Below are 13,597 nucleotides of genomic sequence, written 5' to 3'. Positions count from 1 at the left end.
TATAAGTAAAAAATTATTGCTATGCAATTAACCGTATTCATAATGGCGGGAGGTTCGGGCGAGCGCTTTTGGCCGCTCTCGACTCGCGAAAAACCTAAGCAGCTTCTTAAGCTAGTAGACGAGAATCGCAGCCTTATTCGTATGACTGTCGATCGTATTCTTCCGATAGTTCCAGCCGAGCGTATTTTTATTGGCACCAATGCCATTCAAGCAAAAGGAATTGCCGAGGAGTTGCCTATGCTACCTACGGAGAATATCATTATTGAGCCCCTTTTTAAGGATACTGCCGCAGCAATCGGGTTTGGTTCTGTGGTAATTGGCGAGAAGTATCCCGATGCCACGATGGTGGTGCTGGCGTCCGATCATCTTATAAAGAATGAGGAGAATTTCTGTAAGCGTATTCTTACCGCTGCCGAGGTTGCTGAAGGGAAAGATGCAATTGTAACGCTGGGTATCAAGCCTAACAAGCCTGAAACGGGCTATGGATATCTTGAAACCGAGGAGTGCTATATAGGAGAGCCTACCCGTGTGGTTCGCTTCTGGGAAAAGCCTAACCTACATCGAGCCGAGGAGTATGTGGCATCGGGAAGATACCTGTGGAATAGCGGCATGTTCATCTTTGGTATAAACACCATGATGGGCGCATTCGAAAAGTACCTGCCCAAGCATGCTGCAACGTTGGAGAAGATAAGCAAACTGGGCGAAGCCAAGCGCGATCATACCAGTAAGGAGTTGAATGACCTCTTTGCTACCTTCGAAAAGATCTCCATCGACTTTGGTATTATGGAGAAGTTTGATAACACATTCGTAATTCCTGTAGACTTTGGATGGAACGATATTGGCAGCTACCCAGCTCTCGACGAAGTGTTCGAGAAGAATGATCAGGGGTCTGTTGTTCGGGGAAGTCGAGTAGTAGAGGTTAGCGCAGGCAATAACATTATCCTTGGTCAAGAAGGAAAGGTGATTGCCGCTCTAGGTGTTAAGGATTTGGTTATTGTTGATACTAAAGATCAGCTGCTTATTTGTAGTAAGGCTGATGCCCAAAACATAAAGAAAGTATTGGAGATTCTGAATAAGTAGAGAGAAGTGAGTCGGGGTTTGAAAACAGGGAACAAGTGAAGAGGGATCCGTCGGGTGAAATTTTTCATCTTTTCATCTTTCATGTTCTCATTATCCCAGTCTTGATTCTTTAAAGACATATAGACGAGCGCTGCTGACGTAATTTCGGTGGCGCTTCTTATTTGAATCTTACAGTACAATTCTCTTCAGGATGGTCTAAAAACTAACCAGGACAACCGCATTTAGGATTTCCTCTAAAACACGGATGCACAGAAACACAGAGTAGCACAGAGCAATATCAGGATATGCCATCTGATGCTTGTAGGTGGATGAAAAATCGCTGATATAGCAACGTTCCCTTGCCTGTTATCTAGGCAGAATAAGCCGTAAAACACGAATAGTAAAAGCCACAGAGTAAAGGATCAAAGCTAGAAAAGATTACACTCTGTGAACTCTGAGCCTCAGTGCCTCTGTGTTTTTGTTAGTTTTAAATGCGTTTGCCTTGAAAATCTAACGTCTAGAATCAAACCTCTAAACCAATTTTTCTACCTTTACCGATCGAATTTAAAACCTAGTACAATTGTCAAGTCGTAAATCGTGGGTTAAGGCTGCGCGTCTGCGGACACTACCCTTAGCCCTATCCAGCATTATCTTAGGGGGAGCATTGGCTGCATTCGAATTTCATGCAAGGTGGGATATTCTAGCGCTGTCGCTTGTTACTGCCCTCTTTTTACAGATACTATCGAACTTTGCCAACGATTACGGCGATTCGGAGAAGGGAACCGATAACCAGCATAGGGTAGGACCTAAGCGTACCATTCAAAGCGGAGAGATAACTCCAGCCCAAATGCGCAGGGCAATGGTTGTAATGGCGCTGTTGGCATTAGCATCTGGTTTGACGCTGGTGTTTGTGGGTACAATGGGCATTGCCATCTGGGGAATAGCTCTATTTATCGTATTAGGCTTGTGCTGCATTGCTGCAGCCGTAAAGTACACGGTTGGCGAAAAGGCATACGGCTATCGCGGATTGGGCGATCTCTTCGTATTTATATTTTTCGGGCTTACAGGAGTAGTTGGAACCTACTTCCTTAGCACCCAGCAGGTGTTTTTGGGAGCTTGGCTTTTAGGTTCGTCAGTTGGACTATTTAGCGTTGGGGTGCTAAACCTAAATAACATGCGCGATATAGCTAACGATCGTAACTCAGGAAAACTAACTCTACCTGTTCGGATGGGCTTTAAGAAGGCTAAGATTTATCATATTTGTCTTATAGGCGGAGGATTGCTCTTCGCTTTGGTACATACTATAGCTTACTACCAGTGCTGCTGGATGCTGCTTCCTTACCTTTCTATCGTTCTTTTTATTCGCGATCTTAAAGAGATAATACTGGTTAAGGATCCCGTATTGCTCGATCCCTACCTAAAGAAGCTGTCGCTATCGACACTTGCATTTGTGCTGCTGTATAGTGCAGGCTTATATTTGTCGATGATTTAACTGGTGAGCAGTTAGACGCAAGATGCAAGATTCAAGACACAAGATGTAGGATATGCCGGATTCGCAGTGTAAATCTTGACTCCTTCACTTTGTCTTACATCTGATATCTCAAATCTAATATCTAAAAAATGAACGCAACCGTAGTTCCATATACACTCCAGTTTGCACGTCCTGCAGGAACTTCGCGAGGGGTGTATAACATTCGTAAGTCGTGGTTTATTGTTTTGCGCGATGGCGATAGGGTAGGAGTCGGAGAGTGTGCTCCGCTGCCAAACCTCAGCTGCGACGATTTGCCCAACTACGAGGAGCTAATCGGCCATTTTTGCCGGATTGTCGAACGTGATGGCGGGATTGACTTGGAGGAGCTTCGGCAATATCCATCTATCCTTTTTGGTTTTGAAACAGCACTTCGCGACTTGCAATCTGCGAATCATATTTTTTGGGATACGCCTTTTGTGAGAGGCGAACAGGGAATAACCATCAATGGGCTTATCTGGATGGGTACGCACGAGTACATGCTTCAGCAGATCGGCGAGAAGGTGGAGAAGGGCTTTCGCTGCCTTAAGCTAAAGGTGGGGGCTATTGATTTCGACGAGGAGCTAGATCTGGTTAAGCGGATACGGCAGCGGTTTGCTCCTGGCGATTTGGAGATACGCCTAGATGCCAACGGTGGCTTTACGCCTGCAAATGCGCTTGCAAGATTGTCAGACTTTGCTAAGCACATCATTCATTCCATCGAACAGCCGATACGTGCAGGGCAGATTGCCGAAATGGCCTGTTTGGCAGGTAAGTCTCCCATCCCAATAGCCCTCGACGAGGAGCTTATTGGCGTAAATACCCCATCTCAGAAACAGCTGCTGCTCGACGAGGTTAATCCTCACTATATAATACTTAAGCCGAGCCTTCACGGAGGACTCATAGGCGCGCAGGAGTGGATCAATCTTGCATCAGAAAAAGGAATTGGGTGGTGGATAACCTCAGCGCTAGAGTCAAATGTTGGGCTAAATGCAATTGCCCAGTGGTGTGCATCGCTTGGGGTTGTTGTACCTCAAGGATTGGGCACGGGCATGCTTTTTACCAATAACATTGCTTCACCCTTATACATCAATGGGCAGAAGTTGATGTACCGAAATGGGGGAGAGTGGAAGTTGGATGGGATTGTGGAGTAGCGAGAAGGCTGCTCGTATTCTCAAGTCACATTTAGCATATCTCATCCTCACGTCTTAATCGCAAATCGAATACTATGAACCATACGTTAACGTTAAGCGGACAAGCATACAGCAGGGACGAACTTCTAGGAATGGCATTGGAGGGCGCAGAATCTCCCAAGGAATATCTTCGTCTCTTTTGGAACTTTATTGCCGATTGGCTGGATGGCAACGATTACGTAGAGGTTTCAACCTCTGGTTCTACAGGAAAGCCAAAAAGAATCCGGGTGCTAAAGCAGCACATGGTAAACAGCGCCCGCATGACCTGCGAGGCGTTAGATCTTCATGCCGGAGATAGTGCATTGCTTTGCCTATCGACGGGGTACATTGCAGGTAAAATGATGGTGGTGCGTGCCATGGTTGCTGGTCTCGATTTAACGGTGGTAGAGCCTAGCGGTACCCCCTGTATCGATAAGGATTATACCTTTTGCGCAATGGTTCCCATGCAGGTGTTCAACCTTGCATCGTCGGGGCAGCTCGTCTTTTCTCTTAACCGCATTAGCAAGCTTATTATTGGAAGTGGGGCTGTCTCGTCAACGCTAAAAAAAATGGTAGAGCCGCTTACCGTTACCTGCTACTCCACCTATGGAATGACCGAAACCGTATCGCACATTGCGCTGCACCGGCTAAATGGCAGTAGTAGGCAGCATGCCTACTATCCGATGCCTAACGTGGCTGTAAGCCTTAACGACAAAGGCTGTTTGGTGATTGATGCGCCTCTTGTTGCTAGCTCGAGGTTGGAAACGCACGACATCGCAGAGATTAACCCCGATGGCTCGTTTAGGATACTCGGTAGGCTCGATAACATCATTAATACAGGGGGCGTAAAGATATCGCCCGAGGTGGTGGAGGCCAAGCTAAGCGGTTGCTCGCATCTTCCCTTTGCCATTTCTTCTTTACCCGATCAGCGGTTGGGCGAAATGGTGGTGCTGGTGGTAGAGGGCGCCGAAGATTTCATCCTTAACTACAAGGATATCCTATTACCCTACGAAATGCCCAAGATGGTTGTTCATGTGGGCAAAATCCCGCTTACGCCTACGGGTAAGGTCGACAGGATTGCCCTTCGTAAGCTTATATCAGCACAAAAGATATAGGTACTTAGTAAAAAAAAATAGATATACAATACCTGCAATTGCTTGCAGAAAAGAAAAATGGGCGTACTTTTGTCCTCGGAGAGGTGGCAGAGTGGTCGATTGCGGCGGTCTTGAAAACCGTTGAGGGTCAAACCTCCGGGGGTTCGAATCCCTCCCTCTCCGCAGACCACAACATCAAAGTACAACAAAACCCTGTAAATCGAATGATTTACAGGGTTTTGTGTTTTAACCCCTTTCTAATATTTCACCCCAATTCCCAAATAAAAAGATACCAATTCGGTGAACTCCCCCTTTTCACACCCTAAACAGTTCACCGATCTGACCCTATGCTATTGTACTATTGCCGTTTATATCGTAAAATTTGGGCTGTTTTAGTTCGATTTATGGTCATTCACTACTATTTTTAGCTTGTCAAACAAAAACATGTAAGGATCATGACACAAAAACAGCCAATTGCCGTGCTCTTCTACATTCGTAAAGCCAAGAGCACCAAAAGTAGGATGGCGCCCATCTACATGCGCATCACCGTTAACGGCAAAAGAGCCGAGATCTCCCTTCAGCGTGACGTAGAGATTAGCAAGTGGAACTCTGCAGCCGGAATGGTAACCGGTAGCAGCGAAGCCGCTAAATCCCTCAACCAGTACATCACCTACTGGAAGCAGCGAACCTACGATGCGCAGGAGTCGCTCATCAAGGATGACAAGCTGACTACCGCAGCGGCCATCAAGCAGCTGCTAACGGGAGGTTCAGTGACTCAGAAAACGCTTATGGAGGTGTTCACCTTCCACAACGACAGGCTTAAGGAGCGCGTTGGGGTAGACCATGCCGCCGCCACCCTTACCCGCTACCAAACCACCAAGGACCACGTGCTCGAGTTCATGCAGGCCAAGTACGGCTCCAGCGACATCTACCTTTCCCACCTGGGCAAAGGGTTTGCCGCCGACTTCTACCACTACCTCATAACCGTTCGTAATTGCAACACCAACACCTCCGCCAAGTACGTCAAAAACCTCAAGCGAATCACCCGCTTTGCCCTCCTCAACGAGTGGATAGACCGAGATCCCTTCATGGGATTCTCCCCAGCGGTTAAGCCCGTTGAGCGCGGCTACCTTACCATGGAGGAGCTGGAGCTCATCGAGGACAAGAAGATGGTTTCCCCCAGGCTCGAGCAGGTGAAGGACCTCTTCATCTTTGCCTGCTACACCGGGCTAGCCTACATCGACGTAGCCAACCTCAAACCCGAAAACATCTCCAAGGGCATCAACGGCTCCCTCTGGATTAACACCCACCGCCAGAAGACCAACGTTCCCTCCAACATCCCGCTGCTCACAAAGGCAGCAGAAATTATAGAGAAATACCGCAACCATCCGCAGACGGTTACCTCCGGCAGGCTGCTGCCCGTGCTCAGCAACCAGAAGCTCAACGCCTACCTCAAGGAGATCGGCGACGTGTGCGGCATCACCAAAAAACTCACCTTTCACCTAGCCCGCCACACCTTCGCCACCACCATTACCCTAACCAACGGCGTGTCCATCGAGTCGGTCAGCGCCATGCTCGGCCACACCAACATCAAGACCACCCAAATCTACGCCAAGGTGGTGCAGAAAAAGGTGGCAGAGGACATGGAAATGCTGGCACGAAAGCTTAGCGCTCATGGCAGAAGCAACGTAGCCAAAAAGTCAAAGAATTAACCCTATAAGCCTTAGTCTAACCGAAATTGATACACTATGAATACCTTTCTTGACCAAAAATGTAAGGAGCTAAAAACGGAGATGAGCCGGGAGGATCTTCAGGATGGCATTGCGATGGAGGCCCATCAGCAAGCGCTAAGCTTTGCGGTGGGCATACTCTTAGAAGTTAACACCTACCTGCGCACCCATCCCTTTCCCAACACCGAATCCGAAATCGCCTTCTACAAGTATACCTGCCCGTACATGCTATCCGAGATCTTCTTTCACCAGCAGGTGCTCAACCACATCTCCCAAAAGCAGTACTGCGGCGACAGCTCCACCTATAAGGCGCACTGCAAGCGAACGCTCACTTCTATCAAGTCCTTTCTTAATACCCATAACGAGTTGCTCTGCTACAGGACATCGGGCCACACCAACCTCGATACGGTGTACTTTCTGAGCACCTCCAAGCAGCAGCCGAAGCTTTTCGAGGAGGCGCTCTTCTTTTTGGGTAGCGCATCCATCAACGGCAACTCGGTCATCGTTGGCAAGGGAATTGCCTTTGTTCGGGTTAAATTGCTGCTAAAACAGGAGCTCAGCAGGCTTGAAAATCCTAAAATTTATACCGATGTATTACCGAGTCGGCAATTTTCTGCGGAGCTGTCATGGACGAGCCCCAAGGTGAACCTGGTGGAGCTGGCCTACGCCCTCCATGCGGAAGGCTGCATAAACAAAGGTGGCTGCGATATTTCTCAAATAATGAGCGTTTTAGAGGCCGCCTTTAACGTCGATGTGGGGAACTACTACGATAGCTACTCCAGCATCAAGCAGCGGAGGAATCCGACGCAGTTCATCGGCCGCCTGCAGGAGAAGCTGAACCAAAAAGTTGAGGAAAGCCTAAGCGTGTAAAAATTATATTTTATAACGTATAGATATGCAGATAAATACAGAGTCTTAAGAAAAATATTTTTACCGACTAGGTAACACATCGGTAAAAAATTCATTTCACCCTTTTCAACTTTACCCCATAACCAAAACACTAAAAGTTATGGGACAGAACACTACTACACCTATTCAACCGTTACAGCGGCTCAGCCGCGATCAAATTGCCACCACCGGCGATCTTTTAGCCCTCAAAAATGAGCTAATCGAGGAGATTAAGGATCTACTAAAGGTTAGGCAAAATTCACCGCAAAAACCATGGCTAAAATCGGCGGACGTTCGCCGTATGCTCAGCATCTCCGACGGCACCCTGCAAACGCTCCGCATCAACGGTACCATTCCCTACACCAAGATCGGTGGCGCCATCTACTACGCCTACGAGGATATCGTGAAGCTCATGGAGGAGAACCGCATCCATAACCGCTAAGGCCATGCTCCAGAATCAGCTATTGGGATTTTTCGAGAGGTTTGATACCGATCTAAGGCTAACGCCCTTTCACATCAGCCTCTACCTGGCGCTGCTGCACCAGTGGCAGCGCTCCTCCTTTGCCGGGCAGCTCATCCTCAACAAAAAGGCCTTGCAGCAGCATAGCCGTATCGGTTCGCCCCATACGCTCTACCGCTGTCTGAAGGAGCTCTCCATGTGGGGGTACATCGCCTACTCAGCAAGCAAGAATCCAGCTTTAGGCTCCTCCATCACCATACATCGCTTAACGCCCAAGGCTAGCGGCAGTGGAGAACCTGCTGGCACCAATGCGGCTGAACGTAAATCCAGGATTCCTCCTGAGCAGGCCGCTGTTGCCGACTACTTCAGGGAGATGGGGTACCCTTCGCTTGAAGCGCAGAAGTTCTTTAACCACTTCCAGTCCAACGGCTGGAAGGTTGGAGGAAAAGCGCCCATGCGCGACTGGCAGGCAGCCGCCAGAAATTGGATGATCAACAGCCAAAGCTTTACAAAAACGCCAACGCAGCAGCCGCTAAACCTTTCCACGCCCAAGTCTTATGATGAACCCCTTTAGCAAGTCAGCTTTGCCTTATTCGACGTGGTGCAAAAATGCACTACGCTGGTGCAAAAATGCACCACGATCGATGCAGATATGCACCACGATTGGTGCAAAAATGCACCGACGTGATGCAGATATGCACCACGTTAAACGCTTGTAAAATGCAGATATATTGCAACATACAACAATGTGACGCATTTATGCACCAGCAAAACGCCACTATATATAATATATTATATAGTATATATATTATTATATATTATTTGTTTGTAGTGGTTTTGCTCGGTTCGTACACCTTTGTTTCAAACAATCCTGTTTCAACAAATCGATCTCTGTCATTACCAACTTTGGTATTTCCACTATTCCCTTCTCACCACTCCCTATTCCCAAGTTTTTCATTTTTCATTTCACAGCCATGAACCTCACTCAAACCTACCAATTCCTGGAGTCTCGTGGCAAGGCCACCCTCAACCCCAGCTTCAAAATCTACCAGGAGGATCACGAACTATTCCTAAAGCTGCTGGCCTACTTCACCAACAACCAGCAGGCTTGCCAGAAGTACACCATTTCGCCCCGTAAAGGGATAATGCTGTCCGGCCCTGTCGGATGTGGAAAAACAAGCCTTATGCGACTTTTCAACACGCTTTTGCTACCCCAGTACAAGTACCAGGTGAAGCCCTGTCGAGATATCAGCTTCGAGTTCAACCGCGATGGCTACTCAGTAATCCACAAGTACAGCACCAACTCCTATAACCGTGGCCAGCACAAGATCTACTGCTTCGACGACCTCGGTACCGAAAACCACCTCAAGTTCTACGGCGTGGAGTGCAACGTCATGGCCGAAATCCTGCTATCCCGCTACGACCAATTTTGCCTTCAAGGTCTAACAACCCATCTAACCACCAACCTCAACAGCATTGACATCGAGGAGCAGTACGGCAAGCGCGTTCGTTCCCGTATGCGCGAAATGTTTAACCTGCTGGCGTTTGATGTTAATTCAAAGGACAAACGAGTATAATACAAATTGAACGCATATTGGTTTCAATAGCCCAATAGAGTGTATAGTTTCTTAATTTAATAGCCTATATTGATTTGGAGTATAACCTGTTTCGTTTTTAAACATACGACTAAAGTGCTGTGAATGCTTGAAACCTAACTCATAGGCTATCTCACCTATAGATTTGCTTGTATCAAATACTCTCTCCTTGGCAATATCAATTAATTTCAATTGAATATACTCTTGAGCGGATTTACCAGTTTCCTTCTTTATTAAATCCCCAAAATAGTTTGCAGATAGGTGAATCTTTTCTGCACAATATTTTACAGTTGGCAACCCTAATCTTTGGGGTATTTCTGAACTAAAATATTCATTTAGCAAGTTCTCAAACTTTTGCAAGATATCTTTATTAACATTACTTCGAGTAATGAACTGACGATCGTAAAAGCGCATGCAATAATTAAGCAACAGTTCTATATTGTTTGCAATAAGCGTTTTACTGTGCGTGTCTATTGATTGCCTTAGTTCATAATCGATTTTAAGAAGGCAGTCGATAATGATTTGCCTTTCTTTTTCTGATAGGTGGAGCGCTTCATTTACCTCGTAAGAGAAGAATGAGTAATTCTTAATGTTATGACCTAACGAAGTTCCACGAATTAAATCAGGATGAAATAGTAAAGCCCAACCTTTGGGTTCTACTATGTCATTGCTGTTAATGCCTACAACCTGTCCTGGAGCTACAAAAACCAAAGTTCCTTCTTGATAATCATAGTAGTTACATCCATATTTAAGTTCTCCGCATTTTACATCCTTCAAAAACACACAGTAAAATCCAAAGTTTATGCGTAAACTCTTGGTAGGGTTTGCCTTCGACATATCAACTACACTAACCAATGGATGGAGCGTCTCAACTCCTCTCATCGAGTTGTACTGACTAATATTATCCAATTTAAGAATATCGTCCATAGTGGCATTTTTAAAAGGTACAGCACAAATTTAGTCCTTATTTTATAGCTAGTTATAGTCAATTTAAAGAATCCGTAATTGAGGTAAAAGAATCCGTAATCTGTATACAGTACAATTGTGCTAGTCTGCTCAACTTTGCACTGGAATAGGTCTACAAATTTAATTGATGCAATTATGAAGAGACGAAAACTTGGAAGTAGCGACTTAGAGGTGTCTGCCATTGGATTTGGCTGTATGGGGCTAAACTTTGCTTACAGCCACAAACTTGAAAAAACGGAGAGCATTAAATTAATTAGGGCTGCTTTTGAAAATGGAGTAACCTTATTTGACACCGCTGAGATGTATGGTCCCTACACGAACGAGGAGTTGGTCGGTGAAGCATTAGCTCCATTTCGTGATCAGGTCGTCATCGCTTCTAAATTCGGCATTAAATTCGATGATGGGAAACAGGTACAGGATAGTTCTCCTGCACAGATCAGAAAATCAGTTGAAGGATCTTTAAAACGTCTAAATACGGATGTCATTGATCTGTACTACCAGCACAGGGTTGATATAAATACTCCAATCGAAATTGTTGCAGAGACTATAAAAGAACTTGTAAAGGAGGGAAAGATAAAGCACTGGGGGCTTTCGGAAGCTGGCGTAAACACCATACGTAGGGCTCATGCTGTTCATCCAATAGCTGCCGTTCAAAGTGAATATTCCTTGTGGTGGCGTCGACCTGAAGAACAGCTTATTCCTACCTTAGAAGAGTTAGGAATAAGTTTGGTTCCTTTCAGCCCTCTAGGTAAAGGTTTTCTTACTGGAAAAATTGGCACTGACGCTAAGTTTGAAAGCGGAGATTTCAGGAGTATCGTTCCCAGATTTACACCAAACAACCTCGAAGCAAACCAAGGTTTAGTTAATCTTCTCTTTGCTTTCTCCCAACAGAAGGGAGTTACACCTGCGCAAATAGCGCTTGCCTGGCTACTTGCACAAAAACCATTCATTGTTCCAATTCCTGGAACAACAAAACTGCACCGCCTAATAGAAAATACCATTGCTGCAAATGTAGTGCTTTCTTCGAATGAGTTAGCCGAGATACATTCAGCCTTAGCGAACATAAAGATCGCTGGTGAGCGTTATCCTGAAGAACTTGAAAAACGAACAAATCTATAGTGACATGAAAATCAAATTTATTTTAGTAGCATTAGCGGGTATGCTAATGGTTTACTCAGGAGCAGAAGCCCAATCCAATACCAAATCAAAGAGAGTCTTAGTTGCATACTTTTCTCATAGCGGGAATACTCGTGTTATTGCCCAATATATTCAGGAAATTAGTGGCGGAGATCTTTTCGAAATAGTTCCTGTCAAGCAATACCCAACCGATTATAATTCAGTTGTCGATCAAGCAAAGAAGGAGATCAATGCAGGATACAAACCCGCATTGAAGTCTAAACTCGCCAGTATTGATCGCTATGATGTCATTTTTATAGGATCGCCTAACTGGTGGAGTACCATCGCTCCCCCAGTTTCTACCTTTCTGTCTTCCTTTAACTTTAGTGGTAAGACTATTATACCATTTATCACCCATGAGGGAAGCCGAATGGGACGAAGCGTGATCGATATAAAAAAGCTCTGCCCTCAATCAACTGTATTGGAAGGCTACGCATGCCGAGGTAGCAATGTGAAAGATGCACATGACGAAGTGGCGAACTGGCTACAAAAAATAAATATGGTTAAGAAATAGCATATTATAAAGCGTTTCTTTTCGAGTTCTCCTCTTTTTTAAATGGATGGTGGAGTTCCTGTATCATACAGGTTCTGTGACCTTGTGCACCATAATCGTAAGCTTAGTTGTGGATAATGAAAGAAACTATTTGTGATTTCTACAACAATGAATGATAGTGAACTTTAAATATTTAAAGCAATTAGTTTTTTGCCTCTATCTACTTTCAATAACACTCATCTCAATTGCTCAATACAAAAATCAAAACAATATGGATTCATTTTATGCTAAAGGGGTTGAGGCTCCCTCTCAATATTTTGTAGGCAAAGTCTGGGTTAATATAAATATAAACCAGAACGATAACTACAACTCGATGATTGGGACGGTAAATTTTGAGCCAAGTGCCAGAACAAATTGGCATACACATGCTAGCGGACAAATACTTTTTGTAATCGATGGAGTTGGTTACTACCAAGAGAAAGGGAAGCCGGTACAGATCATTCGAAAGGGTGATGTGGTGAAAATTCCTAAAAATGTAATTCATTGGCATGGAGCCTCTCATAGTAATTCGATGACTCACATTGCCATTGTGACTGACCTCGATAAAGACCAAACAGATTGGTTAGAACCTGTATCAGACAAGGAGTACGATAACGGGGATCAAGCCCTACAGGAATCCACAAAGGCTACAAGCCTTACAGAAACCGCCATAAAAAATCACCATGAGCTTTGGCCCAACTACATTTCAAAAGCAAAGCAAACCGACCCTGAATTAGTTGAGGTGTTCGACAACTTTGCATTCGACGAAGTTATTAGCCATAGCAACATCGATACAAAAACACGTGTTATGACGATTATGGCTTCAACCATTGCATCACAAGCACTAACAGAGTATAAGATGTTTGTCAATGCAGCCCTTAATGTTGGGGTTACGCCAGTAGAAGTCAAGGAGATCATCTACCAAGCCATTCCTTATGTAGGCATTGCCAAAGTGATTGATTTTCTCTATGCTACCAACGAAATACTTATTGAACGAGGAATAGCGTTGCCATTGGACGGACAATCTACCACTACTCCCGAAACAAGGCTAGAAGCAGGTCTCGCTTTGCAAAAGAGCATATTTGGCAACATGATCGACAAACTGTATGAGCAATCCCCAAAAAATCAGCTGCACATTCAGCGCTTCTTGTCCGACAACTGTTTCGGTGACTATTTAACACGAAAAGGGCTTGATGTAAAAACTCGCGAGTTACTCACCTTTTCCATGCTAATTAGCATGGGAGGGGCAGAATCGCAAGTTAAAGGACATATTCAGGGAAATATCAGTGTGGGCAACAACAAGGAAACCTTAATAGGTGTAGCAACACAGCTTCTTCCTTACATCGGGTATCCAAGAACACTGAATGCCCTTAATTCAATTAATGAATTAACAGCCAAATAATTAAAAAGTAAGAACA

13 protein-coding genes and 1 tRNA gene are annotated in these 13,597 nt (G+C 45.2%); 13 read left to right on the top strand and 1 reads right to left on the bottom strand.

Annotated elements, in window-relative coordinates:
• Positions 1-21 precede the first annotated feature (21 nt).
• The 10 genes from ACHZA1_RS01960 (at position 22) to ACHZA1_RS01915 (ending at position 9,487) form a co-directional block, all read left to right on the top strand.
• Positions 22-1,080: a sugar phosphate nucleotidyltransferase gene (locus ACHZA1_RS01960; protein WP_320053561.1), complete on the top strand. Its 1,059-nt coding sequence runs from the start codon at positions 22-24 to the stop codon at positions 1,078-1,080.
• A gap of 559 nt (positions 1,081-1,639) precedes the next feature.
• Positions 1,640-2,551, top strand: coding sequence for a 1,4-dihydroxy-2-naphthoate octaprenyltransferase (gene menA, locus ACHZA1_RS01955; protein WP_320053560.1), 912 nt, complete (start codon positions 1,640-1,642; stop codon positions 2,549-2,551).
• 128 nt (positions 2,552-2,679) lie between these two features.
• Positions 2,680-3,720 (top strand): o-succinylbenzoate synthase, encoded by a 1,041-nt coding sequence (gene menC / locus ACHZA1_RS01950; protein ID WP_320053559.1) that lies wholly within the window; start codon positions 2,680-2,682, stop codon positions 3,718-3,720.
• A 74-nt stretch (positions 3,721-3,794) separates the two neighbouring features.
• Positions 3,795-4,853 carry an AMP-binding protein gene (locus ACHZA1_RS01945; RefSeq protein ID WP_320053558.1) on the top strand — a complete coding sequence of 353 codons (1,059 nt, stop codon included), beginning with the start codon at positions 3,795-3,797 and terminating at the stop codon, positions 4,851-4,853.
• 77 nt (positions 4,854-4,930) lie between these two features.
• Positions 4,931-5,015 (top strand) — tRNA-Ser (locus ACHZA1_RS01940).
• Positions 5,016-5,287: 272 nt separating this feature from the next.
• Positions 5,288-6,544, top strand: coding sequence for a site-specific integrase (locus ACHZA1_RS01935; protein ID WP_320053557.1), 1,257 nt, complete (start codon positions 5,288-5,290; stop codon positions 6,542-6,544).
• A gap of 36 nt (positions 6,545-6,580) precedes the next feature.
• The gene (locus ACHZA1_RS01930; RefSeq protein WP_320053556.1) at positions 6,581-7,432 is read left to right on the top strand and encodes an RteC domain-containing protein; all 852 of its coding nucleotides are present in this window, start codon (positions 6,581-6,583) and stop codon (positions 7,430-7,432) included.
• 139 nt (positions 7,433-7,571) lie between these two features.
• On the top strand, positions 7,572-7,892 hold the full coding sequence (locus ACHZA1_RS01925; protein ID WP_320053555.1) for a helix-turn-helix domain-containing protein: 321 nt from the start codon (positions 7,572-7,574) through the stop codon (positions 7,890-7,892).
• A gap of 4 nt (positions 7,893-7,896) precedes the next feature.
• Positions 7,897-8,484: a hypothetical protein gene (locus ACHZA1_RS01920; RefSeq protein WP_320053554.1), complete on the top strand. Its 588-nt coding sequence runs from the start codon at positions 7,897-7,899 to the stop codon at positions 8,482-8,484.
• Positions 8,485-8,884: 400 nt separating this feature from the next.
• A complete protein-coding gene (locus ACHZA1_RS01915; protein ID WP_320053553.1) occupies positions 8,885-9,487 on the top strand; it encodes a hypothetical protein in 603 nt (200 codons plus the stop codon).
• Between the two features lie 51 nt (positions 9,488-9,538).
• On the opposite strand, the gene ACHZA1_RS01910 is transcribed toward ACHZA1_RS01915, so the two are convergent.
• Entirely contained in the window at positions 9,539-10,432 is an 894-nt protein-coding gene (locus tag ACHZA1_RS01910; RefSeq protein WP_320053552.1) for a helix-turn-helix transcriptional regulator, read from the bottom strand.
• A 174-nt stretch (positions 10,433-10,606) separates the two neighbouring features.
• Between ACHZA1_RS01910 and ACHZA1_RS01905 the strand changes: the two genes are divergently transcribed.
• The 3 genes from ACHZA1_RS01905 to ACHZA1_RS01895 all read left to right on the top strand — a co-directional run bounded on the left by ACHZA1_RS01905 (position 10,607) and on the right by ACHZA1_RS01895 (position 13,581).
• The gene (locus ACHZA1_RS01905) at positions 10,607-11,590 is read left to right on the top strand and encodes an aldo/keto reductase (protein WP_320053551.1); all 984 of its coding nucleotides are present in this window, start codon (positions 10,607-10,609) and stop codon (positions 11,588-11,590) included.
• Positions 11,591-11,594: 4 nt separating this feature from the next.
• Positions 11,595-12,161 (top strand): flavodoxin, encoded by a 567-nt coding sequence (locus ACHZA1_RS01900; protein WP_320053550.1) that lies wholly within the window; start codon positions 11,595-11,597, stop codon positions 12,159-12,161.
• Positions 12,162-12,411: 250 nt separating this feature from the next.
• Positions 12,412-13,581 carry a carboxymuconolactone decarboxylase family protein gene (locus ACHZA1_RS01895; protein WP_320053549.1) on the top strand — a complete coding sequence of 390 codons (1,170 nt, stop codon included), beginning with the start codon at positions 12,412-12,414 and terminating at the stop codon, positions 13,579-13,581.
• The last annotated feature ends 16 nt before the right edge of the window (positions 13,582-13,597 follow it).

It is taken from the genome of uncultured Acetobacteroides sp., assembly GCF_963667355.2.
GTDB lineage: Bacteria > Bacteroidota > Bacteroidia > Bacteroidales > ZOR0009 > Acetobacteroides.
Note: the sequence above shows the minus strand (reverse complement) of the source record. Positions and strands in the feature narration are given on the sequence as shown.